Raw genomic sequence first — 25,970 nt, 5'->3', positions numbered from 1 at the left:
GGCAGGAGAGCCACACCTCACAAATGATTTTCTCCGTCGCCGAAATTGTGTCTTACGTCAGCCATTACATGACGCTTTTACCTGGAGACCTGATTGCAACCGGGACACCAGCCGGGGTCGGACTTGGGATGAAACCGGATCCCGTCTGGCTGCGGGCAGGGGATCACATCCGCATTCATATTGATAAGCTGGGCTATCAGGACTATCGGGTCATTTCGCAAATTTAAACAACGGGACATTCATCCAGTTCGCTGTTTTTATTGCGATAAAACGCTATGATTCCTCCGTCAACAGGATTCCCTCGCTGACGGGTAGCTGTATATCGACGTAAAGAGTTTCTACATGTCCGGGCTATCTGTTGGAAACACAATAAGTGATTCACAAATAGCGCAGAAGCGGCAAATAGGTGACGCGGAGAAATGCATACACAGGCGATAACGATACCGATTTTTACCCGCTTTTGCCGTGGGCTTTTACTACTGGGGATCCTCTTGCTGGTGGGTTGCGCACGTTCCGACGCGCTGTGGGGTGTGGTCGATAAAGTGTGCATGACCAACTACCAGCAAACCGGCAGCCCGGCGCCATGCCAGCAGATTTATATGCCGGAAGGTAAAGCCCATGGCTTTAGTGTTATCCAAAACCCGCGTTATCCCTATCACTACATTCTTGTCCCAACGGCGAAATTGACCGGCATTGAAAGCCCCGCACTGGCAGTTGACGGGCGTACGGACTACTTTGGCTATGCGTGGTTGATGCGCCATCTTTTAGCGTACCAATATGGGGAGCCGATACCTGATGACCGGCTCGGTATGGCCATCAACTCCGCGTACGGTCGCAGCCAGAATCAGCTGCATATTCATCTGACCTGCCTGCGGGAAGATGTGCGCCGCCAGATGCTTGCCGAGCGCCCCTATATTCAAGACAGGTGGCAACCATTACCTGATAAATTGCTGCGCCACACCTGGTATGCCCGACGCGTTATGCAGCCGACCGTTATGGGCATTGACCCTATTAACAGCGTCGCACACTATTTTCAATTATCACCTGAACAGCTGGCTGAGTGGGGCATTGCTGTTATTCCCACGATCTTTGACGGGGATAAAGGCTTTATTTTGCTCACCACAAAACGCGGGTGGGATAGCAATAACCGCGCGTCGGTAGAGTCATTGCTGGACAAAGAATGTGCTATTTTACCGCCGCACATGCCCCTGACCAAATAATGCACCGTGAAGCCAGGTGAGATTAAACAGCATCAGATTTTTTTATACATAGGTTATGTCTTTTTCTTATTTGCCAGCATCAGCATGGTTTGAAAAACTCTCGCGGCCGCACCTGACCGGTGGGTAATTTTAATTTTGCTTTTTTTATTGGTTTAAGGAAGACGTTATCTATGCGTACGGTGATTAAATATACTCTGAGGGTATCTCTGCTGGCGGTTTCTCTGGCGGGGGCAATGGTGCTTACCGGCTGCGGCCCTAAACAGGATGCTAATCACATTAAAGTGGGTATCAGCGCCGGTATTGACCAGCCGCTGTGGGACACTGTGAAAAAGGTAGCAAAAGAGAAATATAATCTTGATGTCGAAGTGGTGACATTCACTGACTATGTATTGCCTAACTCTGCGCTGAGCAGCGGTGATATTGACGCAAACTCTTTCCAGCATGGCCCCTATCTGGATAAACAGATAGCCGAGCGTGGCTATAAGCTGGCGGCCGTGGGTAACACCTTCGTTTACCCGATTGCCGGTTACTCGCGCAAAATCAAATCCGTCTCCGAAATGAAGGACGGGGCGCAAGTCGCGGTACCGAACGACCCGACCAACCTTGGCCGTTCGCTACTGCTTTTGCAGGCCCAGGGGCTTATCAAGCTGAAAGCAGGGGTCGGTCTGCTCCCCACCTCGCTGGATATTGTAGAGAATCCTAAACAGCTGAAAATTGTTGAAGTGGAAGCGGCTCAGCTTACCCGCGCCATCGATGACGATAAAATCGACCTTGCTATCATCAACACCAATTACTCGAGCCAGGTGGGCCTGACGCCGGCGAAAAACGGGCTTTTTGTTGAAGACAAAAGCTCTCCTTACGTGAACATTATTGTCGCCCGTGAAGACAATAAAGACAGTGACAACGTGAAGAACCTGGTGAAGGCGTACCAGACAGATGAAGTTGCCGCCGCAGCCGATGCCATTTACAAAGGCGACGCCGTAAAAGGTTGGTAACCGTTTTAACCGGTACCCTTAAGGGCACAGCGTTAAAAACTGTGCCCGATAGCGAAGCGGGAATACCGCAGAAAAATTATAGACCTTTCGAAGGGCCGTATAGTCCAGGCTGGCGGGAGACCAACCCGGAATACTGATTTATGCTATCGATTTTCTTTGTCAGCTGGTCGCTTCGCATCGAATCGAAGGATTTAACGACCTGCCCGTCGTTATAGCGCATGCCCGGGTCAGCGGCCAACGTTCGCACATCGTACAGCAGCTGGTGCTGCTCTTTTAATCCTTCAGCAAGGTCTTTTACCAGCGCGGAACCCACACCGTGAAACCCCTGTTTTGCCATACGTTGCTCAATAACGTTTTTAGGCACCGGGGTTATTCCGCTCAGGGCATATTGCGCATCCGGGTCGCCCTGGCGGCTGTTATATTGCTTTTTAACCACCAGTTCATTTGGATTTAATGCGGTATTACTCAGTAACGTAGCCACAGGAATATGTTGCCAGGCATCGACCATCGCCGTTTTATTGCTTTCGCGCGGGTCGCCAATCATGACCAGGACGTGATCGTTACGGTACATGGCGCTGGAAACCGGCGCGCTGGAGCCTCGTGCCGCCAGCATGGTGTAGGCGAGATCGGCAAACTCCTGGCAATTTCCGCCCTGTAGCGTGGCGGCGGTGCGGCCAGATGCGTAGGTTCGGTCCATATTGGGAGCCTGTGTCCGAAGGGTATCCCGGATTGCTTTTTTATCTTCACGCGCCAGATGAGCACGTAAGTAGCTTTCTCCCTTGCTGCCAACCACGGACAACCACTGGTTACCCGCACCGTGTGGCATATAGTGAACGACCCCATCCTGGGTTTGGGACGCCAGGTTGAGATTACCCATGGTGCGCGGCGAAACGTTCATGACCTGGTTGCGATATTTGCCCGAGAGGCGTAGGGCTTCTGGGGGTAAATAATCATGTGCCGCCAGCATACTGACGCTATGCGCCTGGCTGCCGGAAGAGATGCCGGTACTGTTCATCGGTTATTCCTCAGGTTATGCAGCAAGACGCTTCATGATAGTGACGGTGTAGTGGGCAAAGCGTTCGTACAAAGCGATCAACACTTCAGGCGTAGCCTGGCTTTGCGCAATGCGGGTCCAGACAACAATGTCATCATCTGTCGCACTGGAGGCAACCACAACCGGCGGCGACAGCTCGCTCATCAAATTAACCTGCATTAACTCCCACAGCACTAAGGATCTTTGCTCGTCGTCACAGGTAAAGGGCAACACGCTGCTGAAGCTAATTGCTCCTGCCGGGTAATGATGAAGCTGCATTGAAGGGCCCGACTTCAGCGTGAGTTCGAAGGCTTCTTCGTCGCCTTTAGATTCAGGCGCGATAGCTAAGTAGTGAAATAGTGGGGCGACAGCATCGCCGAAATGGTGGGGCATAACAGACTCCTTGAACACGGGAATAGCATTTCTGCCAGAGCGAGGGCTCTGAAATATCCCTACTGAGTAGCGAAGCCGCAGCGTCGGTTCCCGGAGCCTGTTATTTAGCCGCGTTTATCTGCTGAAAAGATGCGTGCCAACCGACAGACAGCCCGTAAGTAAAAAGAAAGAGGAATAGATGAATACAATAATTATGGGTCTCATTGGTACTCCTTACGATTAGAAAAGCGACACACAGCCGCTTAATAACACCGCGGAAGATACCAAAAATAAATAGCATATCAGTTTGTTAAACATAGGAATTATCACCACCTCGCATCGTTGTTTCGCTCAGATTGCCAGACAAGAATCAAGCGACTGTCAATGAATAGCGAAGGAACGATCAAGGCCGTCCTGAAATGCCTCATGAGGGAGAACCGCCAGCATTGGTGGCTTGTTTGCCTGCGTCGGAGAGATAAACTCAACGATTCATGGCGATGTACTTCGAGGACATATGCATTTCATACAAGCTAACCAGGATGAGGGGAGCCGCCTGGCTGAGATCCGAGCGATTGCAATGAAGCCAGGCTTAGAAGCAGTAGGGCGCTATGACGAAAGGCGGGTCAGAAACCGTTTTCTGGACACCTTTATGCCCGCTGACACCTGGAAAATCGTGCTTAATCACATCCTGGTTGGCTTTTTCGCCTACAGGGACAACCACGATCATCTTTACCTCGACCATTTGTATATTCATCCAGATTTCCAGAATCAGAAGATTGGGCGGGCGGTCATTGCGCACTTGTCCCGCGCGGCAGCCGAAAAAATGATACCGTTGCGTCTTGGAGCGTTACGAAATAGCCCCGCAAACCATTTTTATCTCAGCAATGGTTTCAAAAAAATAGGCGAGGGTGAATTCGATATCTTTTATGAGCTGATCGTTTAAACGCTGGGATCGGCAGCGCATTCAGCTAAGTAGCCCGGCCCCAACGTTAACCGATAACCCTAAAATTGCCAGATTGAACAGAAACGAGATAACGGATTGTAGCAGCGTGATCCGACGCATCTCAGTTGTTCCCGTTGCGACATCCGCCGTTTGCGATGCTACGGCGATGGTAAAAGCATAATAGAGAAAATCCCAATATGCCGGATCCTTCGGTTTTTCAGGAAAGATCATCGGCGTAACGTCTTTACTGCGGTGCAAGTAGTGATTATGCGCGTAATGCATGGCGAAAGAACTGGGCAACAATGCCCAGGAAACGATTAGCGTTGTTGCTGTCAGCAAGACATGAAGCACGCGCGGCGTTCCGCTAAGCGAATGCAATGAGGATAGCTCGCTCAGAATCGCTACAAGACTTGCCATGCAAGCAAAGATAACTATGCCTAACACCAGCGCAGCGCTTTGATCCTGAATTTTTGCAATTCGTTGGATTTCGTTAACTTCCGTACGCAGCATGCGAAACCAGATAAAAATCAGGTACAGCCACGCCAGAACATTCCAGCTGATTAACAGGCGCTGAAGCGTACCCAATTGTACGGGAAGTACGTAATAGCAAATCACACCTGCAATGAGTGAAATCAGCAGCCGAAGTCGAGCGAAAAGGTGAGTCCTTAGCGAAAAGCTCATGAGGTTAGTTGGTCTGCACAAGTGTTTGGTAACGTTAACTGTAGACGAAGGAATGCCTAAATTACTCCTCTCATACTTGATTTAACATAATATACATTATGCGCACCAAGGTTGTAGTGGCTCAATTAATGTCTATTTGTGGGCATTGGTGGTGATGGCAATAGTTTTCAGATCTGTATACCTGGACAACAACTCACTTTTCCTGATGAGGAGTTTTTGACGTCGGGATGTTCACCGTGAAAGAAATCAACCGCCTCAAAATCCTTCAGGATGTCATCGATCTGAATCTGCGTCCTGGCCAGGCTGCGGACATGCTGGGCGTCAGGTCACGTCATTAGCCGTTTGCTGAAACGTTATCGGCAGTTCGGGCCACCTGGTATGAACAACCAGAGTCGCGGTCAATACGGTAAACCGATGATCTTCTACAGCGATAACGCCAGCGTATTCAGAGTCAATAATAAACACGCCAGTGCGCATCTGACACTTCAGGACCGACTGGTTAAAGAACTCACAACTGCTGAAGTGTATCGATTCGCGACTTCTGCTGGATTCTGTTACTTCGCCCAGTCTTCAAGCACTAACCCCGGTACCCGCTCAAACTCCCTCACATTATTCGTCACCAGCACGGCGCCGACGGCAATGGCGTGTCCGGCAATCGCTGTATCGTTCGGGCCGATCGGAATGGGGCGCTGATAGTGGTTTCACACGATCGTTTTTTCCTTGAAAATCTACATTTAACGCTGCGCTTAACGCTTGAGGGGAATAGCTGGCGGCTTGAGCCATGGTAAAGATTGGCGCGCTACGCCTTATGAATAGACTATAATTTAACCAGTAACGCTACGTGATAAAGGTGAAACACAATGCCTAATCCACTTGATGCCTGTATGACTATTTTGCTTATCCTTGGCGCATTACATGAGATGGGATTGTTTCCCTGGTAACATATCCCCGAGCATTAGCCAGCAGGCATGCCTGCCCCCGGGATGAGCTCTCTTTGTGGGCCTGAATCGTCGTCATTCAGGTCGTCATCTTTATGACATCCGGCAGCATTAGCTGTCAGGCGCTGGCGTCCCCTGATGAAAACGCAGCCGCCACACCGACTCAGACTCTGTTTTAACCCATAGCGAAGCTCTTAGCGTTAGCCGTTCCATGCCCCCATTATCATTAAACTGCCATGAGCGATAGGTCAGTAACGCACTGTTGCTATCAATAAGGGAAAGGGAAAAACCGTCAGCGTGTATTTGCTGCGCCCCCATTTCTTCCGCGAGTGACTCAATCACGTGCTGACGCTCATAGCGCCTGCCAGAGCGGCCAATTTCAAAGAAATCACCGTGCAGTAATCCGGCAACAATATCTCGCTTGCTGCGCGTTCCGGCTAAATGTAACCGTCGTTCATCCTCGACCAGCTGGGCTAACAGGTGTGGTAATTCATCTCTCATCATCCCCTCCTTCCCCTGCTCGCTCTACCCCATTCTTCGGCAAAAATTGCACCTGCAGAAAATTGACAGCAGAATAAATCTCGTTAAGGTGATGAGTCATACTTTACGCTCAACATTCCGTTTGCTAACGCTGCGCTTCTGGAAATCATGAACCCAACGCTTCAAACCTTTGCTGGCAGTTTACTTCAGGACAATAACATCCTCGTCGCCTCTTACGATCTCGAGTCGTTGCCGCTCTGCACGAGAAACGCGATGCACCTTAAAGCGCTACATCGGCCAGGAGTGTACAATTACGCGCTGCAGCCTTTTTCTCTTGACTGCCGCAGAGTAAAACGGCTTTGCATCATTAATGGTATGGGCGTGACCTTAGGTGATTCGATAATTGGAATTGCGGCGCTTCACGCTATTAAGGCCATCAATCCCCATATTCACCTGACGGTTCTTCGCCCTGGCACCTGTCAGCCCTACGTCGAAGATATTTATCGCCTTGCAGGTAAGATTATTGATGAACTGCATTATTTGCCGGCCGCGCTATCAACATTTAAGGGATATGATGCGCTGATTGACGCCGGCAATCAGCTTTTTCGCAATGACTTCGCCACTCAGGAAATGCATGATTTCTTCTTACGCCACCTTGGCATCGATCCTGATTCCGTCCCGGCCGATATCAAAACAAACCGCTGGCTCAGCGAAGGCATGCCTGAGCAAGATCCGGTGCTGAACATGCCATATGTCCTGTTGAACCATCGTGCCAGCACGCCGCTTCGCAATATCCCACACGGCATTCTTGCGGAGTTTGTGGAGCATATCTATCAGCGTCACAAAATGCCCGTGGCGGGTTTCGGCAGGATAAACCACCCGCACTTCATCGATCTATCTTCACATTCACAAACCACTCAGAACTTTATCACCATTATTCGATATGCCCGCAGGCTTTATACCTGCGACTCATCGGCGCTGCATATAGCCGCTGCGTTTGGGGTACCCACTATTTGTTACTTTAACGCGATCAAACCATCGCTGCGGGCGGCATACTACCCACGTTGTGAAAGCCTGGATATGGGAACGGAGCGTTCTGAACGGCTGCATCAGAGCGAGGATCATGCGCTGTTGAGTGAAATTGAGAACAACTACCGACGCTATCTTGCACTGGCTTAACCGGGTAAACGCTGGCCGTGAAAAGACGGCCAGCATTGCACTATTTATTGATGCCTGTGATCAACACGGTCGATTTTTTACATTGATTGTCCCGGCAAACGCCGGAAAACCAAATCTGTCCTTTACCAATCATCAGCCCCTGATCATTGGCAAACAAATCCTCATATTGCTGAGCGCTAACCGCCGCCACCAGGTCCGGGGTGAAAATAGCGTCATAGTTTTTAATCAGCTGTGGCTGACTTTTAATCTGAACTTTTTTCCCGCCCAGCTTAACGGTTATCGGATATGCAACAAGTTTTGCAACCTCGGGTTTATTTTTAGCTGCAATTTGCGCCTTTAAGTTATTGAAAAAATCGTGATAATTTTGATGTGAGCTCAACAACTGTTCCAGCCGTGCATTCATCTCTTGTTCGCTGGCTGCCAGCGCCGTGCCGGACCAGGTGACTGACGCTGAGAGTAACAGATAAGCCAGTAATGACGTGAATTTCATAAAATATTCCTCTTGCCTTAAATATCATTAAATTACCGGATTTATACCGCTTTTGCTTCTCGCCGTGAGACACGTTTCAGGAGACGGTATGCCGACAAATGTTCCCCTGGGATGAGCATATATGATATAATTTGACCAATTCGTTGATTTTAAATAACTGTAAATACATTGTATTAATATGAAACACATCATTCTGGCGCTTTGTATTCTGACACCGATAAAAGTATCCATAGCCTCCGTCAGCGCGAGCTTCGGCGTCAACATGACCATCATTCCGGAGCGCTTGCCGCCTAAAGTGACTAAAATTAAACTTTCAGCAGAAAGAGTGATTTTTGCTTTTCCTGAAGCGCTTCTGCCTGTTTTTGCATCAGCTCGGCAAGCCTCTGCTGCAGCATCTGCATCTGGTCCTGTATAATTTTAAGTTCCTCCTTAGACATCCCAGGGCCTTCGTCTTTGATTCGCTGGAACAGGTCGGAGATTTGTTTTGTCACCTCTTTTATTTGTGCCGCAATGTCATTCCCGGGACCCGTTTCATTGCCCTGTCCTGCCGCAGTCAGGGCTTGTGAAAATGTCGCTGCATTTAAAATCATACGATTATCCTCTTTTTTGTTGTTCCTTTATTATCTATCGGATTTTCAATGAAAAAGATAAACCACGGGGGGCTTTTTTTGCTAATGGGGTACCAGACTGCGGCATACGCTTAACACGAGCTGCCGTAGCCAACGGTGTGCGAGGTCAACCTCTGAGCGCGGGTGCCACATCTGCGAAACAGTGATCGTTCTCGTACTGACCGGTAATTCAAACATCGCGAGCCTGGCTTTCTCGCCCTCGTTATCATGAACGGGCTGATTAATCAGAAAGGAAGCGGGCACCAGAGCGATAAGATCGGACGTCTGCGCCACTTTTAGCGAAGCCGGAAAACCCGGCACCATCGCGGCAATTTTTCGAGTTAGCCCTTTTTCTCTCAGCGCATCATCTACTGGCCCATGAGTCACACGGCTACGGCGGGAAGCGACCACATGACCATATGAGAGGTACTGTTCGACGGTTACCTCAGCGATGTTTGCAAGCGGATGACCGGCCCGAACCACGCCGACAAAACGGTCACGAAACAGCGCCTGCAGCCGTATTTCTGGGCCCATCTCACCCATGACACCGATTTCAAGGTCGACCAGCCCCTCACGCAGGTGCCGGGAGTCTTTCTCAGGTTTTGGCGCGAAACATAGCTGAACCAGCGGCGCTTGTTCCGCCGCCGCGGCGATCAGCGACGGGCCAAACGCCTCTATAAAGCCGTCGTTAGCTCTGATGACAAACGCGTAATCCAGAGCAGACAGCGTCAGTTCTGCCGTTGAAGGGCTCAGCAACGCTCGGGCCTCCAGCGCCGCGTTTCGTGCTCGCTCACGGATAGCTTCGGCATACGGCGTAAGCACCATGTTTCTCCCTGCTCTGACCAACAGCGGGTCGCCCGTTGCCGTTCGCAGGCGGCTAAGTGTTCGACTCATCGCCGAAGGGCTTAAGCCAAGCCGCCGGGCGGCACCAGCAACGCTCCTTTCCGCAAGAAAGGTGTCCAGCGCCAATAATAGATTCAGGTCAGGCTCGTTCATCCAGGCTCCCTGTAAACAGATATGGCGTTTTGTGCAGCATTTAACTGCATATGCTGCGTCTTCCGCCTTTCATCAAGTATCACTATATTTTCTGTATTGACAACTTAATAAAAATTGCCGCACGGCGGTAAGGAAAAACGATGGAATTATTCTCAAGCCAGCCTGGTGATGAAGGGTTGGCGGCTCGTCAGCGCCTGATGGCTATGCTCGCCGTCATGACAACCGTGACAATGGCGGTGTTTGATGGATCCATGGTGAACATTGCGCTGCCAGGCATCGCCAAAGCTCTCGGAGTATCCGCGAGCGATGCTGTTTGGGTCGCGAATGGTTATCTGCTCGCGGCAGCGATGACGCTGGCTATTTTCGCCGCCCTGGCATCCCGACAGGGGTTCAGGCAGGTTTTTGTCTTTGGGTTGAGCCTGTTTACCCTCGCGTCTGCGGGCTGTGCGCTCTCCACATCGCTCGAGATGCTGGTTTTAATGCGGGTGCTGCAGGGCATTGGCGGCGCTGCGGTACTTAGTCTATCTCCGGCAATTCTGCGATCAGTATTCCCTAACCGCCTGCTGGGCAGGATCCTTGGGCTAAACGCTTTTTTAATCGCCACCAGCACGGCCATTGCCCCCCTGCTCGGCGGGACACTGCTCTCTACGCTCGGCTGGAAATGGCTGTTCGCCATTAACCTGCCGCTGGGGATCGTTGCTCTCCTGCTAAGCCTGCGTGTTTTGCCGGGCATAGCTGCCGTTAACCCGAAGCCGTTCGATTATGCGGGGGCGCTTTTTTCTGCTCTGTTACTGGGTTCAGTGATTATGGCCGCCGACAGCGTCTCGAAATCTGAGGGGCATATTGCTGCTTTATGTTACAGTGTCACGTCTGTATTGGCCGGTGTCGCCTTTATCTGGCGGGAACGTCGCGCGCCCCAACCCCTGCTCCCATTGACACTGTTCGCCTCCCCACGCTTTTCACTGGCGGCCATGACCTCCCTGGCGTCGTTTATTGGGCAAGGGATCACTTTTGTCGCCCTGCCGTTTTTATTCCAGAACGTTTACGGTTACAGCGCCTTAGGATCAGCGCTGCTCTTTACGCCGTGGCCGGTTGGTATCATGCTCGCAGCCCCGCATGCAGGCCGCCACTCCCCGGCGCTCATTGCCACCGCCGGTTTAGGCGTATTTACGCTTGGTCTGGTGCTTTTAGCCCTACTCCCGTCCCACGCGCAGGCATGGGATATTGGTCTGCGTAGCCTGGTATGCGGTATTGGTTTTGGCATTTTTCAGAGCCCTAACAACCGGGAGATGATGGCGAATGCTTCACGTGAAAACAGCGGCTACGCCTCGGGCATATTGGCTATCATGCGAACCTTTGGTCAGTGCCTGGGCGCTGCGATCGTCGGCATTATTCTGGCAGTATACGGCAGCGTCATATGGCAGCAGCCACAGGCGGTTCGCGTCAGCCTTTGGATTGCCGCTGGCGCTACATTGCTGGCTATTGGCTTCAGCGGCCTGCGCATAGTGCAGTTAAAACACCACAAAATTTAGCCGCGCTGCGCCAGGCTCTGGCGTAACGGCCAGATGTTCATAAATGGCAGGTGTCGCCCTACTATTCAGCCGTCGTGGTCCCTCTGTTTGATAATGGCTATACCTGCATGCTGCGGGAGAGTAACTCCATCATGTGACTCTCAATAAAGTAAACCAGACATGTGATTATCATCTCATGGTATAGGCCTTTATCTTTTATTAATGATTTCATCATGATACAAGCGACAAGAAAAAAACATTGAGCAATATCAACCACTTTTATGACATGAAATAACATAGAGACCTCCATACTAAGGTTTTACTAACTATGCTATGGTTTAGTTTTTTAGTGCGATAAGTTTTTCATATTTTGCGCATGGAATTTACTTCCCGTTGAAGATGAAGTGGAAAAAACGGGTGGTCCTGGTCTATCAGCCACATTATGTCATCAGGCGTGAGGGCGAAATCAGGGGTACGTGTGTTGGCTTAAAAGCGTTTGAATGGCTCTGAGCGGCGGCAGGGCTGAAAAAGATTGGCAACCCCACGGTTGGCCGTGGGGGGAAATTTTTGTGAAGCAGCGAGTATATCAATTGAGGGCTTGTTACTTTTTGTTTTGTGATACCTTGTCAGGATAAATGACACTTCTCACCCTTTTACCGGACGCTGCAGAGGCTATCATTTTTTTTGTAATAGTGTTGTAGGTAATGACTTCTGCCGATAATGTGTTTCCATTCTGTTGGACAAAGGCGTCATCGCTCAGGATCACTTCTCCTGTTTCTGGCGTATATTTGAGTTTTTTAGACGTCCCGAAAAATGGTTTTCCATCCTCAGTTATTCCATTGTATTTTATTGGACCACCTGTCGCTGTTATATAAGTCTCATCGGGATTTTCACGATGATAAATGGCTTCTTCTGCATCAATTGTCATATCTCCACTTACAGCATGAACATGGCCAACAGCCTTAATGTTTCCGTTCGCTAATATTAACTGATTATCCGAATCAATTGTGTACTTGCCTGGCATCACGTTAGCGGCATTAGCCACGCCAGTAATAAAAGCTAAAATAATAATGCATCCTTTCATTTGTCTCTCCACTGTCATATTCAATTATGGCCAGCTATTCAGTAATCATTTTAAAACCGTAGCGTGAGCCACGCTTCCCCCTGCCACTATGCCTTTCTGGTGAGGTACCTGCACGGCATTTCTGTTCACCGAAGGTCTGCGCCCAAATTTGATGACTTTCCGTTCTACTGCCAGCCATCCGTGTACCCGCATCAGTGGAACCATAAAGGCGGGCTAACCGACTAATTAGCATATCTTCTCAGACATAAAAGGAGTATGAATGCAACCCACCATCAGCTTGCCCGGACCTGCCGGTCCGGCCCCCGCAGCCGACCATCCGGTCCCTCATCACGCTCCCTCCGTAACGCCACCAGTCTCTTCCCGTCCCTTTAAAACGCTCTCCAGAGAGATGGCCGCCAACAGAACGGTGGATGAAGTCGGTGGCCGGTTCAGAAGTGCAGGAGTGCCCCACGATATCGCCTCCCACCTTGCGCGGGAAGAACTGATAAAACTCGGTTATCCAGGCGCTGACCCGGACAAAAGCTATATGCTGATTATCGACAGCAGAACCGGTGAGCATTCCAGACTGACCTTGACAGAAATGATGCTGCTTAATCCGCAGAAGAATAAATCGTGGTTTGACCTGAAAACCTCACCCACTGAAAAAATTATTCTGCTCGATAGCAAGGGGAAAAAGGTGACTGGCATTGGCTCGCCGCTGGATCCGGCCCGGTGGCTGAAAGTTATCTGGGACGTCGATTTTAAAGGCTACTACCTGAAACAGATTAACCATGCCAGCAGCAGACCCGGATATCAGGACGACAAGGCCTTCCTTAATAAATCCGCATTCATCAAAACCTGGAAACTTGAGTATCAGTCAGGAAGGTTAAGTGACAGCGCCATGCAGCTTGCTGCCCGGGCCAGTGGAGTACCAGACGACCGGCTGGGGGACGCCACAAGCTGGTCGTCACTCGACGCCGCAACGATCAGAAACGCCCGCCCGGATGACAGTGTTGAAATCGGACTGCTTGAAATCAACGGTAAACCCTCCACCGATTTAATGACAATCCGGGATAAGAAAACACATCACTTATTGCTCTGGAAACCCGGCCAGCACCCACCGCTTATTGAGTTCAGTTCACCGGAAAAGCTTAAAGAGTATATTGCGGGGCACGGCCATTCCCCGCAAAAAATGAAGGCGCTTCTGGCACATTTTTCTGTCTCAGACGGTCGGACGGACCACCCCTTCCGCAATTATGTGAAAGCATACGGCGTGGAAAAAGCCATGTCTGAATTACAACGTGGCCATCTCAACCTCCAGGACACCATACAGCTTAAAGGAAAAGTGCTGGATGCCCCTTTTAACGACATGGCCCGCCGGCAGACAGAACGGCTGAAATCGGACGCAGACACCCTGATTGTCTCGGATGCCGATGCTGGGGAGAAAATGTTCAAACAGCGCCTCAGTGATATCAACAAGGTAATGTTTTTCCTGGCACCACTTGCTGCCGTTTCCCCCCTGTCAGAAGCCACCGTAAATGCCGCCTTCTTCGCGACGGGCCTCACAGAGATTGGTACAGGTGTTCATGATATATCCGGGGGGAAAGTCAGTGAGGGAATGGGGGAAATCGCCGCTGGTACGCTGAAAGTTGCATTGTCAGGGCCGGGATTAACGTCCCAAGGAAAAACGGCTGCGTCTGAAGCCGTGGATACCCTCCCTGGGGAAAAATCAGTGCCAGATTCGCCTAACCCGGTACCCGCTCAGGAACTGGCAGAAAATCGCTCACGGCCTAAAATATCAGAGGTTAAAGCCGCTTCACTGCCTGCCGGAAAGACAGAGACATCTGAGCCTGTACCATCGAGGACTGTTGCAGACAGTAAATCACAGGATTCAGCTTCACAGCGCCTGTTACGTATTCAGCAACAGGGGCTTTCCGGCCGCGGAGCGATTGCGGTGGTGCGACGCTGGCTTGGCGAAAGCGGGTTGAAAAAAGAGCTCAACAATTTACAGGATATTATTCGTACTAACCGGGAAATAAGTGAAACCGAACGAGCTAATCTTATAGCAAAACTTGAGAAGTTTGCCCCCAATATTAGTGACAGTGAACCGCTAAAAGAATATGCAGAAGGCGGTAATGGAAATTATGCTCGGATAAATAACTATTTACGGCACGGTGATAATCCAGAACAGGATGGAATCCTGGCAAGTCAAGAAGCCAGTCGGTTGCTAGAGGATTTCAATGCTCTGTCGGAGTATAAAGATTATACCTACCGTGCAATTAAGACGCCGAGTGGTGTCTATGGAGACCAGATAAAAAAAGGAGATTTAGTAATGGATAAAGCTTTTTTGTCCACGTCTTTATCCCCCCATGATACGGTTAAGGAGTGGGGTAATTGGGCGGAAGATATTTCTGCGACAGATGATGGCGACAAAGTTATCTTTGTAGTGGACAAGGATGTTCCTAAGAAATTTGCGGGCAACAATTTCTTACCTAATTATTCACTTGTTGCACCATCCACGGTATTAAAAGTAAGAAAAATAATAACCACGACCGATTTTCAGGGAAGGAAAACGACGATTGTTGCGTTATCCTCCCCTTCATTAAATGAGTCTATACATAACCCGGTAAAAAATATCTGGTCAGGACAGCGGATGTTTTAAGGGTAAGGCGTACGCCAGGAGAGCGACACAGTTCGGCCAGCGTTTGCCTCATGGTGTGGTCGGGAGCATATCCGGCTTCAGGTGATAGGCCGGGATCATTCTGGTGTTGCCCGTCAGGCTATCGAACACGTTGTGTTCCACCGTAACGATCCCCATACCTGACTGCCTCAATACGGAGATATCGGCGGCAATACGCTGCAGGCCAAGCCAAAATAGGCCATCCAGCGCATTCACCTGCAACCCGGCCTCCAGCGCAATTTTAAGCCGCTCCCTTGGCGATCTTACCTGCAGGGCTATCTGCTGATAAGCCGTTGCCGGGTTTCCTCCAGGCTCAATCCTGCGTATCCGGTTAGAGAAGCGGTAGCGGAAAGCATCAGGCACGGCGCTGAGATCCGCTTTTATGCTGTAGACCTCGCCGCGCCTGCTGCCGTTGATGGTAACGCTCTTTTGGCTAAGCTGGAACTCGGCTCGCATTTGGTCGATTAGCTGCGGTGCCCGCAGGAGCAACAGGCGAAAAGGCAGTTCGAAGCTGGTGACGTAGTCCACGTTGAGCAAAGCAAGGCGCAGCCGCTGTTCCGCATCCTGTGGCTCCTTCTGGTATTCCTCCCTGACCTCTTCCCACTGGCGGCTGAGGCGCGGCGTCTCGTCAATCTCCGTAAAACTGTATTTTTCAATCTGATAATCGATGCGGTCGCTCATGAAGGCACCTTTCACATTTTTAGTTTTCAGGATCCGCTGAACTCGCTAAAAAGCCGCTGGCCAGAGACAGGAGGGCTTTGATAGCTTTCGGCAGAATAATTTGAGGAGCTTCGCTTGTGGCCATCCAGAGGGCGGCTTCAACAACTACAGGTTTTCGCTGCCCTTCCGACAGCAGCCACAGGTTACAGCTCGCAAATCATCTCGAAGCAGCGGAGCAACACGCTACCGCGTGACATCGGATAAAGACTTTCTTTCACTACGCTAAACCCCTGCGTCAGATAAAAGTCGCGGGCGTTTGGCGTGGAAGAAAGCGTTAGCGTATTAATCCCCCGCATTTTGGCTTCCTGCTTGATGGCGCCAATAATCTGCTTTGCCAAACCTCGTCCTGTATACGCAGGCAAAGTAAATACCGCTTCGACCGAACCATTTTTCAGATCCAGAAACCCCGTGGCTACCGGCACGCCGTTTTCACTCTCGGCCACAAAGAAAGGATTATTGATTATCTCGTTTCGGTAGCCCGCGGGCATTTGATCGGGGGTCCAGGCCATCAGCACATCTTCCGGATAAACGTCGCGGCAACCAAAACGAATCGCCTGATTTCTTATCTCCCACAGCGCCTGCGCTTCAGCAGGTATTGCTCGTCTGACCGTCATCGGTTGATCTCCGAAATGCTCCGTTACTTAAAGGAAAGTAAGTGTTATGACTTAGCCTGAAAAGGAATGTTACCCTTTGATGAAAATAGCATTTAATTGAGGACTGCTCGATGAAAAAAATCTCTGCCCTGTCCGGTTCGCTGGCTCTGCTTTTTACCGCCTCGGCGTTTACTGCCGACGGCAAACTGCCGGCCCCTATTGAGGCATTAGAAAAGCAGGGGTTCGAGTTGAAAGGCGAATTTAAAGCCCCGGGCGACCTGCAGGGTTATGCTATGCAGTATCAGGGGCAAGGCACCACCGTTTACCTGACCCCGGATAAACAGCACGCCATCATGGGTAACCTGGTCAATGCCGAAGGCAAAAACCTGAGCGACGCGGAAGTTGAGAAGTTTGTCTATGCGCCAATGGCGAAAGCGATGTGGCAGAACCTCGAAAAGCACCGCTGGATAGCCGCCGGGGATGCTAAAGCGCCGCGCATTGTTTACGTGTTTGCCGATCCGTACTGCCCATACTGCACACAATTCTGGGAACAGGCCCAGCCGTGGCTGAAGTCAGGCAAAGTCCAGCTCCGCGTGCTGTTAGTGGGCATGCTGCGACCGGATAGCGGGCAGAAAGCGGCGGCCATTTTAATGTCGAAGGATCCTGCCAAAACGCTGGCCGACTACGAGGACAGCAAAGGGAAGCTTGCGCTGCAAAAACCGGACAAGATAGACCCGGTCATCGGCGAAGCATTAAAAGATAACCTCACGCTAATGGATGACCTCGGCGGTAACGCCACGCCGTCAATCTACTACCTCAATGCCGAAGGCCGCCTGCAGCAACACCAGGGCATGCCGGATGCCGAAACGCTGAATACCATCATGGGCGATAAGTAACGGCTACAGTTTCAACAGCGGTTTACGCTGGCGACCGGGTTCACTGAACAGCGCCAGCGCAAGCCGCCACTCCTCCAGCGTATATACCGTAGCCTCAGGCAGTTCGGCCTGAGGTAGTATTTGCCACAGAGAAGTAAACCAGCCCCGCCACGCTTCAACCGGCGTTACCGCCAGCGCATCCCTCAGATGAAAACGCTGCGCGGTAATGTTCCTTCCACGTGGAGAAAAGGCTTTACCGCTCAGTAAGCCGTAAGAAATCAGCGCCGCCCGGCTATTGAGGTGTTCGAGCATCAAAGTGGCTAATTCGCCCCCCACCGCGTCATAAACCCTGTCAACCCGACGTGCAGCATCGGCAATTGCCCGATGGTCTTCACTGCTGAGGGGAATAATGCCTGAATTCAGTAACGCCGGAAGATGCTGGGCCGAGCGATAGATGCCATAGACTGCCGTTGCCCCCTGCCTTTTCGCCCACTGCGCCAGTAAACCGGCGCAGGCCGAACCCGCCGCGGTAAGCAGCACTTTTTTCCCCGCAACCGGCCATTTCGCCAACATCAGCCTGGCGGCCAGCGGGTTGATTTAGCCCCGTGCTGCAAGCTCATCAGGAATGCCGTCCGGCACGGGCAAGGCCCACTGAATCGGGCAGTCAACCCAACGCTGCCAGGTTCCTTCACCGCGCAGCGGTAACACCCGCCTGCCGACCCACTCCGCTGAGTCAGCCTGCTCAACGACGCCAACGCCTTCATAGCCGGCAATGCGAGGCGGAAAGACCCGGTGACGGTAGGCGCCGGTAATGGGGATAAGATCGGAAGGGTTAATCGGCGCATAGTGCATGCGCACTCGTAGCGTACCAGGAACAAACGGTGCTAGCGGAGCGTGTTCAAGGGTCAGAACCTGTTCAGGCTCACCAAACTGCCGGAACCAGAGCGCGGTGTTTTCCATACTAAAGTGCCTGCAACTGCCATATTGCAGGCACTATACCACGCCAGAGAAGCCGCAAAACAGAGCGTTTTCGTGACGGTGTCACTTATGAATCACAGATTACGGTAATAAAACGTGGTGGAGCACGGGCTCCCGTCCGGCATCAACGCATAATTCGGCAGATCCCCTACGCGCAGCCACCCCATTCCCTGATAGAACATCTCGGCATCACTGCCGGTCGCGGTATCCAGCACCAGAACCGATTTGCCGTGGGTCGTGGCTACGGCTTCAAGATAGCCCATCAGACGCTGAGCAATTCCTCTGCGCCGTGCCGCGCGGTGAACCAGCAGCTTGGCAACGTCCGCCCGATGCGGCTGGTTTTCCGGCTGGCTGACGATCAGCTGCACGGTGCCGACAATACGTCCCTGCCCATCTTCTGCGACAATCACCGTTCGCTCACCCCGCGCTACGCTTTGCCCGACATCGCCCCAAAAAGCAGCCGCTTTATCCGGCGACAAGGGATGTAAAAAGCTGACCGAAGCCCCACCTTCCACGCAGTCAATTAAAACGTCCGTCAATTCTGCTGTAACGGCTGCAAACTCACAGGCTTTTAGGGAACGAATTCGATACTCGGGCACAGCGCGACTCCTGAATGTTCGTTTACGTTATCTCCGGGGCATTACGCCGCGCGCGCCGTGAAAAGCGGTGCGCATGATCTGCATAAAGCTAAGTAATCTGGCGGGATAATACCGGGCATAAGGATAGACCAGATTAATGGGTAACTCCGGCGCCTGCCATTCAGGAAACATATGGATAAGCCGTCCCGCCGCCAGGTCTTCCTCTACCACCCAGGATGAGACAATCCCTACTCCCATCCCGCATAACAGCGCATTACGCATGGCATACAGGCTGTCCGTACTCAGCCGGGGCTCGATGGGCAGGCGATATAAGGAATTATTATTGCTGTTGGTTAGCGCGACTTCGTTACGGTAAAACGTATTCAGCGCGAGCCATGGCAGCGTCTGCAGCCAGGATACATCCTGTTGCTCAGCGGCAGGCTGTAGCTCTGGCGCAGCGACAACGATGCGCGGGATCTCGGCCAGAAGCACTGACACCACCGACGTGTCGCTGATTTGCCCGACCTGTATTGCGCAGTCAAATCCTTCTGCAATGAAATCAGGGCGGCGGTCGTGCAGCGTCCATTCTACGTTCATTCGGGGATAACGAGTCAGATATTCATTCAATGCGGGAGGTAGCCTGGCCTTACATCACTTTGGCTGGAATGGCGTAGTGATAGCCGCCTCGCTCAGCAGCGCGCTGGCCTTTGTTTATCGCTATGCTCGCCCGTAAATATTAAGGCCCGCTATGCGGGCCTTTTTTCATGCGCGTTCAGTCCTGAGCGTTCTTGCTTGATGCATGGCCTGATCCACCTCGGTGACCACATCGTCAAGGCAGGAATGACGGCTGACATCGTATTCCACACATCCCCAGTTGAAAGCCAGCGTCCACGGGTTTTCTGCCCGCTGATTAAACGCCGCAACCTTGCCATCAAGATGCTGCATCGCGATAAACGCGCCCTCTTCGCTGGTCCCGTTAAACAGCAGGATAAATTCATCAACGCTCTGTCGGGCAATGAGGTCGGTTTCGCGGAAGGAAGAGTTCATCAGCTCGGAGAAAACGACCAGCGCTCGATCGCCCTGCTCATGTCCAAAGCTGTCGTTAATGTGTCCGAAATGTTCAAAAACGACATACGCCACGGAAAGATGCTCCGCGCGGCGGTCTGCGCCTCGCGTTGCGTACTGCCCCAGAAACATAAAACCCTGACGGTTCAACAGCCCCGTCAGTTCATCGGTCATGGCAGTATCCAGCATCTCATCCCCCTTGTGCAGACAAAGAACAGCTCTGCCTAGAGTTTAGATGAACATTTCATTCAGGCTGCATAAATGCGATTTTTACCCGCACGTTTGGCGTTATAGAGCGCATCATCCGCCGCTTTTAGCCATTCGGCGGCGTCCGGCATCTCTTTCGTCGCGCAGGCGATGCCGATACTCAGGGTGCAAAAGGCGTTTTTTTCCGGCAGAACGCGGACGTTAATGGACTCCAGCAGGATCCGCTGTGCAATGCCTTCAGCCTCTTCCAGCGAGGTGTTGGGCATCAGAACCACAAACTCATCGCCACCGAGGCGAGCCGGGGTATCGCTTGAACGCGTAACCACGCGCAGCACGTCCGAGACCGCCATTAAAATAGCGTCGCCGACCTTATGCCCGAAGCGGTCGTTCACTTCTTTAAAATTATCGATATCAATAAACATCAGCGCCGAGCTTCCGCAGGCCATACGCAGCCGCGCCAGCTCATTGCTTATCTTATGCTCCAGCAGGCGGCGGTTAGCGATTCCCAGCAGGGGATCCATCATCGCAATGCTTTCCAGCTCCCGGCTTTTCTCACGCAGCTTTAGCGCCATCGAAGCGGTGAGCATGCTGAGCGCGATGGTGTAAACGGAAATAAGCGGTAGCGTGGCGTACATCGTCCGGGCAGAAACGGCCGGTTCAAACGGCATACCGTGGCTCAGCCAGGTGAGTAAAAATGTGACCACCATTGCTCCCATCGCTCTCATCATCAGCGGCTTTCCACCTGCGGCTAACCGGTCAGAAACAAGGATAGTAACGATAGCAACCGACGGCAGCGCGCTGAGCGAGATCATCGCGATCCAGAACCCCCCCGCCGCTGCGTCGATAATCAGGTTCTGCTTTTCACTGTTAACCGGAGAACCGGAAAAACGGGCTTTCAAAAGCGCCACGTGCGGCCAGATAAAGGCGTTAATGACCAGCAGTGCAACCACCGCCGGAGAAGACTGCTGCTGATGCAGTACCGAGAATAGGGGTAAAAAGCACAACAACGTGCCCAGCATACGCATGATATACATACGGTTTACAAAGCGGGAGCCGTGAGTTCTGGCATTCTTATGAGGATCGGGTATACGCATACATTTCTCAGGCAAAAGAACCCGCAACGGCGAACTAAGCAGCCATATTACACGATGATAAAGAATCGAAAGTGAACATGGCTATTATGAATCACTAATGTGCGACGTCGCGATAGCTTCGGTCGCATTTGTACTTGCGCTGGTCTTATTGCGTCCCTGCCGCTTTGACAGATACAAATTCTTATCCGCTTCAGGGATAAGCTTGTTAAACGTCGCTTCCAGCGTATTTTCCCCCAACGTTGCTTCGGCAAGGCCAATACTCACGGTAATAAATAACGACTGCTGATCGTAGTGAAAGCGATTCAACTCAATGGTTTTACGGATCTGCTCGGCGATGTCAAAACCCTGCCTTGGGTCGCGGGTTCGGCAAACCACGACAAATTCTTCCCCGCCAATACGCGCGACCATTCCCCGGTCACCCACGGTCTCCAGCACCCGAGCGGCAAAGGAAGCCAGTACGGCATCACCGCATTCATGGCCCCAGCTGTCGTTGATGCGCTTGAAGAAATCAATATCCAGCAGCATCACACACAGCAGCGTCTGAGCACTGGCGGTTTGTTTTTGCTGACGGGTTCTGCGCTTAAGCGCTTCGAACAGGCCAGATCGGGAATACACGCCGGTAAGGTAGTCGTAGTCAGCCCGCAGTGACGTCTGCTTAATCAGTTGATTAATAGCATCCACGCTGATGGATACGATCAGTGGACAAATGGCAATGGTTGCAATCCCCAGACGTGCGGAGAACATCTGATCGACCAACAGCAATGGTTGATCGGAATGGAGATTAATCGCCGCATGGGCAACCAGCACAATCTCCACTGCCCCGGTGATAAGCGTTAACAGTGCGGTCACCGGAAGTGGATAACGAATGGCGCACCAGATAAGCGCCGGCAGCGGAAACGCGAGGCTGCCGGCTCCGCCGATAATGATGGCCGTACAGACCGCGATAACCACGGCAAACAGGGGGTATAAATCAGAAGGTATAATGCCGGAAAACTTACGCCATGAAGGCAGACTTGCGGTGAGCAAGCACGGTAGCATCAACACACCGGTAGAAAATTGCTCGCTAACCCAGTCGGCGTATAGCGGCATAAACTTTTCGTGATAATCCCCGTGGATACCCAACGAACCGACGGCCCCAAATAGCGAGGATAATATGGCGGCAATCAGCGAGAAATTAAAAATATTAAAAGCATTTAGCGCCCAATTGCTCTCGTCCATATTACGAGAATAACGTAACAATAAACGCGCAGCGGTGATGATAAAGACCATGTTGGAGAAGTTGATGATCGTTGACTGCCACCCCCACTGCGTGGTGAAAGCGTCATACACCAGCATTGCCGCATAACATATAAAATAGTAAACGGCCTTATTTAGCCAGGGGTTGCGCACAAAGATTGCGGCCAGCACCGCATTCAGTGGCCAAAATAACGACAGGTCGTTAACCAGCCTTAGCGACGCCCCAAAGAAGTAAAATAGTGTGGTGAGAACAAAAACACTGATAGCATTTAACAGCATCTTTTCTGGGGAAAAGAATAAAATCTTGGGTCGATTAACGATGCTATCCTGGTTCATATTTATTCATTCACCGTTGAAAATAAATAGCGCCATCAGGTGATTGCGAAATAAGCATTAGCTTAGCATGTTTACTAACACAACAACCCAGGGCATTGAGAGAAAGCGGAAAATTCACTCAACCAGCTAGCGCACCGCATCAACTATTATCCATAAGGTAAATTTTTGCCACCTCCAGCCCTCGCCTGATGCATGAACAGGATTTGTGGCTAAAAATTCAGACTTATTGCCAATTAATAATTAGCAGCCTCAGGTTTAACCGATGTTTAAAGTGACTGTCTTATAGTCCCTAAAAGTAGGTTTTCCCGGAGACGAAATGCGCAAAACACCGTGGGCGGAACGATTACTCATCACCGTCATTATGCTAACCGTGCTGGCCACCGTTAGCCTGGTCGGCGTACTATGGCTACGCGTACCGGGATTATTACTGCTGTGATCCCATAGTAGGCCTAAAAAATAGAACGCCCAATGCGCTGAGAAAAAATTTCCAGCGCGGCTGTTCCCGCCAGGGAGTTCCCGGAAGCATCCAATTCCGGACACCAGACGGCAATCGACATCTCATTTGGCACATTGGCGATGATTCCTCCACCCACGCCAGACTTCCCCGGTAAGCCAACGCGATAAGCGAATTCACCCGCGCCGTCATACATCCCGCTGGTCATCATCAGCGCATTAATTTGCCGTGCGTGTTGCGCGGAAATAACAGGCTCATCGAGATGCAACGCATGCCCCTGCCTGGCGAGGAATAAAAACGTTTTTGCCAGTTCCAGGCAGCTCATTTCCAGCGAGCAGTAATGGAAATAGGTCTGCAGCACCGTAATGACGTCATTTTCAAAATTGCCAAAAGATTTCATCAGCCAGGCAATAGCGGCATTACGTGCAGAATGCTCAAATTCAGAACGCGCCACGCGCGTGTCATAGACTAAATCATCCGCGCCAGAAAGCTGGCGAACCACCTCAAGCATTCGTTGCTTAGGTGCGCTGAGGCGCGTTTGCAGCATGTCGCAGACCACCAGCGCGCCGGCGTTAATAAACGGGTTGCGGGGTTTGCCCTGCTCCAGTTCAAGCTGCAAGAGGGAATTAAACGGCTGCCCGGAAGGCTCTTTCCCGACGCGTTGCCAGATTTCATGCTCTTCATAACGCCCCATCGCGAGCGTCAGACTAAGCACTTTAGAAATTGACTGGATAGAGAAACGCTCTGCGGCATCACCGGCACTAAAGAATTCGCCGTCAACGGTACAAACGGCAATCCCCAGCTTATTGCCGGGGACTTCTGCCAGCGCAGGAATGTAGTCCGCCACTTTCCCTTTTCCCAGTAAAGGGCGAACCTGGTCGAGGATCTCTTCCAGTAACTGATTATCTAATTGGACCGGCACCGTGCTCTCCTGAGCGATGTGTTAAGCGGCGGCAGTATATCAGAGCCACGGGCCGATAATAAAACGAACTCAGGCAGTCATCTGGAAGCGAGCAACGGCCCTTTCAAGGCGCTGCGACTCATCCAGCAAACGCCGGGATGTGTGTGCCGACGCCTTAATCAACAAACCTGTTTGATTAACAGCCTGGTTAAGCGTGGTGACCCGTGTGGTGACATGGTGCACGCTGGCCCCCTGGTCTACGGAAGCGCTGGAGATTTCATTCAGCAGTCCACTCAGGCGGGTAACCAGCGCGATAACATTTTTCAATTGCGTTTCAAGGTCTGATACCGCCTCGCTGCCCTGCTCAATGCCCTGCAGTGAATTGTTGATCAGCGTCTGAATATTTCTTGTCGACTGGCTGCTCTGTTTCGCCAGCAGACCAACTTCACGAGCCACCACGGCGAATCCTTTTCCCTGATTACCCGCATGAGCGGCTTCAATGGCGGCGTTCAGGGCCAGGATATTGGTCTGGAAGGCGACGTTATCAATCATCGCCACAATGCCGCGCATCTCCGAAGAACGGGCGACAATATCCTGCATCGACATATTCACCGTATGCATCATCTGGTCGCCGCCGGCAACCATTTCACGCGCTTCATCAGCGCGCTGATTCGCCTGAATAGCGTACTGGCTGTTTTCCTGTACGCGGGACTCCAGCTCGGTAATATGCAGCGTAACCTTCTCCAGCTCCTGCTCCTGCTGAGAAGACTGCCTGGACAGCTCATTGTTGCCTTCGGCAAGCTGACCGATGTTGCTCAACAACGTCGCGGACGATTCACGAACCTCCAGCACCAGTTGCTGAATCCCCTGCTGCATTTCCAGCACGCTGCCGTGCAATTGTTTCATTTCACGATTGATCAGTTTGCGTCCGCTGGGCAATCGGGATAAATCCCCCGCCGCCATGACATGCAGGTGTTCAATCAGGTTCCGCAGCGGGCGAATAACCCAGCGTGCGACCCCCAACCAGACGGCAATCGCCACCGCCAGTAAAATCCCCAGCGCAACAATAAACAACGTCTGCGCCTGGCTCAGGCTACTCAGCAATGAGTGGCTGGCCTGCACGGTTTGCTTCTCGCCATCGGTTTGATAGTGTGCATACTGCTCATTGAAATCGGATTGAAATGCCTGAATTGGCACTTCGAAGAAAGCGTCGATTGAAGCGTGTTTCTGCAGACCTTCAAGCTGCTCTTTTAATCCGCCGGAGAACAGCTGATAGCTGTTAGACAGGGCCTCACTGCCCGCCGGGTGCAGCTGCTGCCACGCCGCGAAGTTTTGCTGTGACGCCTTTAGCGCCACGTCGGCTTCATCGACCAGGCTGTTCCAGCTGCCCACCGATCCGGTTTCTTTATCCTGCATAAAATAGACGCCAGCCCGGTTTAACAGGTCGCTGGTCATTAACAGTGAGGTTCTGGCTTTCTCCATCACCACCTGCTGCTGATGAAGCTGATTACTTTCAAGGACGCTCTGGCGAGTTTCATGAAGAATATTGGAGAGCGATACGGTGGATAGAATTTGCAGCACGGAAAAGAGTGCGATAACGCCAACCACTCCGCTCAGTAACCCAAACTCGCGAGGACGTCGGGCGAAAAGTTTGAGAGGGTTTAAACGGCGAAAAATTTGGCTTATGTTCATGATTTTCTTCAGTAACACAACGATGCGGCGAGTGTACTGAGCGAAAATGACA

General features: G+C 51.6%; 23 protein-coding genes and 4 pseudogenes. 8 read left to right on the top strand and 19 right to left on the bottom strand.

Translation table 11 applies throughout. The annotated features are described in order from the left end of the window. Positions 1-11 precede the first annotated feature (11 nt). The 3 genes and pseudogenes from VGM55_RS18415 to metQ form a co-directional block, all read left to right on the top strand. Positions 12-227, top strand: a pseudogene (locus VGM55_RS18415) (fumarylacetoacetate hydrolase family protein); the annotation flags it as partial. Positions 228-419: 192 nt separating this feature from the next. Beyond that, complete coding sequence (locus VGM55_RS18410; RefSeq protein ID WP_154185532.1) at positions 420-1,220, top strand: CDP-diacylglycerol diphosphatase; 801 nt, start codon at positions 420-422, stop codon at positions 1,218-1,220. A 170-nt stretch (positions 1,221-1,390) separates the two neighbouring features. Next, positions 1,391-2,215: a methionine ABC transporter substrate-binding lipoprotein MetQ gene (metQ, locus tag VGM55_RS18405; protein WP_414648298.1), complete on the top strand. Its 825-nt coding sequence runs from the start codon at positions 1,391-1,393 to the stop codon at positions 2,213-2,215. A 76-nt stretch (positions 2,216-2,291) separates the two neighbouring features. Here metQ and VGM55_RS18400 read toward each other — a convergent pair whose 3' ends face one another. After that, the gene (locus VGM55_RS18400; protein WP_331636257.1) at positions 2,292-3,230 is read right to left on the bottom strand and encodes a hypothetical protein; all 939 of its coding nucleotides are present in this window, start codon (positions 3,228-3,230) and stop codon (positions 2,292-2,294) included. Positions 3,231-3,245: 15 nt separating this feature from the next. Next, on the bottom strand, positions 3,246-3,641 hold the full coding sequence (locus VGM55_RS18395) for a hypothetical protein (RefSeq protein ID WP_331636256.1): 396 nt from the start codon (positions 3,639-3,641) through the stop codon (positions 3,246-3,248). Between the two features lie 493 nt (positions 3,642-4,134). Here VGM55_RS18395 and VGM55_RS18390 point away from each other — a divergent pair, with 493 nt between their 5' ends. Continuing rightward, positions 4,135-4,563 carry a GNAT family N-acetyltransferase gene (locus VGM55_RS18390; RefSeq protein WP_154185540.1) on the top strand — a complete coding sequence of 143 codons (429 nt, stop codon included), beginning with the start codon at positions 4,135-4,137 and terminating at the stop codon, positions 4,561-4,563. Positions 4,564-4,584: 21 nt separating this feature from the next. Here the strand turns inward: VGM55_RS18390 and VGM55_RS18385 are convergent, their stop codons facing one another. The 3 genes and pseudogenes from VGM55_RS18385 to VGM55_RS18375 all read right to left on the bottom strand — a co-directional run bounded on the left by VGM55_RS18385 (position 4,585) and on the right by VGM55_RS18375 (position 6,686). Further along, complete coding sequence (locus VGM55_RS18385; protein WP_154185542.1) at positions 4,585-5,244, bottom strand: DUF1345 domain-containing protein; 660 nt, start codon at positions 5,242-5,244, stop codon at positions 4,585-4,587. Between the two features lie 554 nt (positions 5,245-5,798). Beyond that, positions 5,799-5,924: pseudogene (locus tag VGM55_RS18380) on the bottom strand (VapC toxin family PIN domain ribonuclease); the annotation flags it as partial. 369 nt (positions 5,925-6,293) lie between these two features. Next, a complete protein-coding gene (locus VGM55_RS18375; RefSeq protein ID WP_331636255.1) occupies positions 6,294-6,686 on the bottom strand; it encodes a DUF4440 domain-containing protein in 393 nt (130 codons plus the stop codon). A 144-nt stretch (positions 6,687-6,830) separates the two neighbouring features. Between VGM55_RS18375 and VGM55_RS18370 the strand changes: the two genes are divergently transcribed. Further along, positions 6,831-7,841 (top strand): hypothetical protein, encoded by a 1,011-nt coding sequence (locus VGM55_RS18370; protein WP_331636254.1) that lies wholly within the window; start codon positions 6,831-6,833, stop codon positions 7,839-7,841. Positions 7,842-7,881: 40 nt separating this feature from the next. Here VGM55_RS18370 and VGM55_RS18365 read toward each other — a convergent pair whose 3' ends face one another. From VGM55_RS18365 to VGM55_RS18355, 3 genes are all read right to left on the bottom strand, one after another. Further along, positions 7,882-8,244 (bottom strand): hypothetical protein, encoded by a 363-nt coding sequence (locus VGM55_RS18365; RefSeq protein ID WP_331636253.1) that lies wholly within the window; start codon positions 8,242-8,244, stop codon positions 7,882-7,884. A gap of 392 nt (positions 8,245-8,636) precedes the next feature. Beyond that, positions 8,637-8,921, bottom strand: a complete 285-nt coding sequence (locus VGM55_RS18360) for a FlxA-like family protein (protein ID WP_331636252.1) — start codon at positions 8,919-8,921, stop codon at positions 8,637-8,639. An 81-nt stretch (positions 8,922-9,002) separates the two neighbouring features. Further along, positions 9,003-9,935, bottom strand: a complete 933-nt coding sequence (locus VGM55_RS18355) for a LysR family transcriptional regulator (RefSeq protein WP_154185557.1) — start codon at positions 9,933-9,935, stop codon at positions 9,003-9,005. 140 nt (positions 9,936-10,075) lie between these two features. Here VGM55_RS18355 and VGM55_RS18350 point away from each other — a divergent pair, with 140 nt between their 5' ends. After that, positions 10,076-11,467, top strand: coding sequence for an MFS transporter (locus VGM55_RS18350; RefSeq protein ID WP_331636251.1), 1,392 nt, complete (start codon positions 10,076-10,078; stop codon positions 11,465-11,467). A gap of 580 nt (positions 11,468-12,047) precedes the next feature. Here the strand turns inward: VGM55_RS18350 and lptA are convergent. Beyond that, entirely contained in the window at positions 12,048-12,530 is a 483-nt protein-coding gene (gene lptA / locus VGM55_RS18345) for a lipopolysaccharide transport periplasmic protein LptA (protein ID WP_331636250.1), read from the bottom strand. Between the two features lie 259 nt (positions 12,531-12,789). On the opposite strand from lptA, the gene VGM55_RS18340 reads away from it, so the two are divergent. Beyond that, the gene (locus VGM55_RS18340; protein WP_331636249.1) at positions 12,790-15,171 is read left to right on the top strand and encodes a dermonecrotic toxin domain-containing protein; all 2,382 of its coding nucleotides are present in this window, start codon (positions 12,790-12,792) and stop codon (positions 15,169-15,171) included. A 48-nt stretch (positions 15,172-15,219) separates the two neighbouring features. Here VGM55_RS18340 and VGM55_RS18335 read toward each other — a convergent pair whose 3' ends face one another. Beyond that, the gene (locus VGM55_RS18335) at positions 15,220-15,870 is read right to left on the bottom strand and encodes a DNA-binding protein (protein ID WP_154185565.1); all 651 of its coding nucleotides are present in this window, start codon (positions 15,868-15,870) and stop codon (positions 15,220-15,222) included. A 182-nt stretch (positions 15,871-16,052) separates the two neighbouring features. Next, positions 16,053-16,523 (bottom strand): GNAT family N-acetyltransferase, encoded by a 471-nt coding sequence (locus VGM55_RS18330; protein WP_154185567.1) that lies wholly within the window; start codon positions 16,521-16,523, stop codon positions 16,053-16,055. A 110-nt stretch (positions 16,524-16,633) separates the two neighbouring features. Between VGM55_RS18330 and dsbG the strand changes: the two genes are divergently transcribed. Beyond that, positions 16,634-17,398 carry a thiol:disulfide interchange protein DsbG gene (gene dsbG / locus VGM55_RS18325; RefSeq protein WP_331636248.1) on the top strand — a complete coding sequence of 255 codons (765 nt, stop codon included), beginning with the start codon at positions 16,634-16,636 and terminating at the stop codon, positions 17,396-17,398. 3 nt (positions 17,399-17,401) lie between these two features. Here the strand turns inward: dsbG and VGM55_RS18320 are convergent. The 8 genes and pseudogenes from VGM55_RS18320 to VGM55_RS18285 form a co-directional block, all read right to left on the bottom strand. Continuing rightward, positions 17,402-18,337 (bottom strand): annotated as a pseudogene (locus VGM55_RS18320) (zinc-dependent alcohol dehydrogenase family protein). Between the two features lie 92 nt (positions 18,338-18,429). Beyond that, on the bottom strand, positions 18,430-18,954 hold the full coding sequence (locus VGM55_RS18315) for a GNAT family N-acetyltransferase (RefSeq protein ID WP_331636247.1): 525 nt from the start codon (positions 18,952-18,954) through the stop codon (positions 18,430-18,432). 27 nt (positions 18,955-18,981) lie between these two features. Continuing rightward, positions 18,982-19,566 (bottom strand): annotated as a pseudogene (locus VGM55_RS18310) (substrate binding domain-containing protein); the annotation flags it as partial. A gap of 129 nt (positions 19,567-19,695) precedes the next feature. Further along, entirely contained in the window at positions 19,696-20,187 is a 492-nt protein-coding gene (locus VGM55_RS18305; RefSeq protein ID WP_331636246.1) for a GGDEF domain-containing protein, read from the bottom strand. Positions 20,188-20,246: 59 nt separating this feature from the next. Then, on the bottom strand, positions 20,247-21,299 hold the full coding sequence (locus VGM55_RS18300) for a diguanylate cyclase (RefSeq protein ID WP_331636245.1): 1,053 nt from the start codon (positions 21,297-21,299) through the stop codon (positions 20,247-20,249). Positions 21,300-21,383: 84 nt separating this feature from the next. Next, complete coding sequence (locus VGM55_RS18295) at positions 21,384-22,871, bottom strand: GGDEF domain-containing protein (RefSeq protein WP_154185573.1); 1,488 nt, start codon at positions 22,869-22,871, stop codon at positions 21,384-21,386. Between the two features lie 449 nt (positions 22,872-23,320). Further along, entirely contained in the window at positions 23,321-24,247 is a 927-nt protein-coding gene (glsB, locus tag VGM55_RS18290; protein WP_331636244.1) for a glutaminase B, read from the bottom strand. Positions 24,248-24,316: 69 nt separating this feature from the next. Continuing rightward, positions 24,317-25,918, bottom strand: coding sequence for a methyl-accepting chemotaxis protein (locus tag VGM55_RS18285; RefSeq protein ID WP_331636243.1), 1,602 nt, complete (start codon positions 25,916-25,918; stop codon positions 24,317-24,319). Positions 25,919-25,970 lie beyond the last annotated feature (52 nt).

Origin of the sequence: Cedecea sp. (assembly GCF_036500665.1) — a bacterium.
Taxonomy (GTDB): domain Bacteria; phylum Pseudomonadota; class Gammaproteobacteria; order Enterobacterales; family Enterobacteriaceae; genus Cedecea.
Note: the sequence above shows the minus strand (reverse complement) of the source record. Positions and strands in the feature narration are given on the sequence as shown.

What these genes read in the sequence shown, in the direction of transcription:
- VGM55_RS18410 (WP_154185532.1), top strand. Translation starts at nt 420, where the DNA reads ATGCATACACAGGCGATAACGATACCGATTTTTACCCGCTTTTGCCGT.
- metQ (WP_414648298.1), top strand. Translation starts at nt 1,391, where the DNA reads ATGCGTACGGTGATTAAATATACTCTGAGGGTATCTCTGCTGGCGGTT.
- VGM55_RS18400 (WP_331636257.1), bottom strand. Translation starts at nt 3,230, where the DNA reads ATGAACAGTACCGGCATCTCTTCCGGCAGCCAGGCGCATAGCGTCAGT.
- VGM55_RS18395 (WP_331636256.1), bottom strand. Translation starts at nt 3,641, where the DNA reads ATGCCCCACCATTTCGGCGATGCTGTCGCCCCACTATTTCACTACTTA.
- VGM55_RS18390 (WP_154185540.1), top strand. Translation starts at nt 4,135, where the DNA reads ATGCATTTCATACAAGCTAACCAGGATGAGGGGAGCCGCCTGGCTGAG.
- VGM55_RS18385 (WP_154185542.1), bottom strand. Translation starts at nt 5,244, where the DNA reads ATGAGCTTTTCGCTAAGGACTCACCTTTTCGCTCGACTTCGGCTGCTG.
- VGM55_RS18375 (WP_331636255.1), bottom strand. Translation starts at nt 6,686, where the DNA reads ATGATGAGAGATGAATTACCACACCTGTTAGCCCAGCTGGTCGAGGAT.
- VGM55_RS18370 (WP_331636254.1), top strand. Translation starts at nt 6,831, where the DNA reads ATGAACCCAACGCTTCAAACCTTTGCTGGCAGTTTACTTCAGGACAAT.
- VGM55_RS18365 (WP_331636253.1), bottom strand. Translation starts at nt 8,244, where the DNA reads ATGAATGCACGGCTGGAACAGTTGTTGAGCTCACATCAAAATTATCAC.
- VGM55_RS18360 (WP_331636252.1), bottom strand. Translation starts at nt 8,921, where the DNA reads ATGATTTTAAATGCAGCGACATTTTCACAAGCCCTGACTGCGGCAGGA.
- VGM55_RS18355 (WP_154185557.1), bottom strand. Translation starts at nt 9,935, where the DNA reads ATGAACGAGCCTGACCTGAATCTATTATTGGCGCTGGACACCTTTCTT.
- VGM55_RS18350 (WP_331636251.1), top strand. Translation starts at nt 10,076, where the DNA reads ATGGAATTATTCTCAAGCCAGCCTGGTGATGAAGGGTTGGCGGCTCGT.
- lptA (WP_331636250.1), bottom strand. Translation starts at nt 12,530, where the DNA reads ATGAAAGGATGCATTATTATTTTAGCTTTTATTACTGGCGTGGCTAAT.
- VGM55_RS18340 (WP_331636249.1), top strand. Translation starts at nt 12,790, where the DNA reads ATGCAACCCACCATCAGCTTGCCCGGACCTGCCGGTCCGGCCCCCGCA.
- VGM55_RS18335 (WP_154185565.1), bottom strand. Translation starts at nt 15,870, where the DNA reads ATGAGCGACCGCATCGATTATCAGATTGAAAAATACAGTTTTACGGAG.
- VGM55_RS18330 (WP_154185567.1), bottom strand. Translation starts at nt 16,523, where the DNA reads ATGACGGTCAGACGAGCAATACCTGCTGAAGCGCAGGCGCTGTGGGAG.
- dsbG (WP_331636248.1), top strand. Translation starts at nt 16,634, where the DNA reads ATGAAAAAAATCTCTGCCCTGTCCGGTTCGCTGGCTCTGCTTTTTACC.
- VGM55_RS18305 (WP_331636246.1), bottom strand. Translation starts at nt 20,187, where the DNA reads ATGCTGGATACTGCCATGACCGATGAACTGACGGGGCTGTTGAACCGT.
- VGM55_RS18300 (WP_331636245.1), bottom strand. Translation starts at nt 21,299, where the DNA reads ATGCGTATACCCGATCCTCATAAGAATGCCAGAACTCACGGCTCCCGC.
- VGM55_RS18295 (WP_154185573.1), bottom strand. Translation starts at nt 22,871, where the DNA reads ATGAACCAGGATAGCATCGTTAATCGACCCAAGATTTTATTCTTTTCC.
- VGM55_RS18285 (WP_331636243.1), bottom strand. Translation starts at nt 25,918, where the DNA reads ATGAACATAAGCCAAATTTTTCGCCGTTTAAACCCTCTCAAACTTTTC.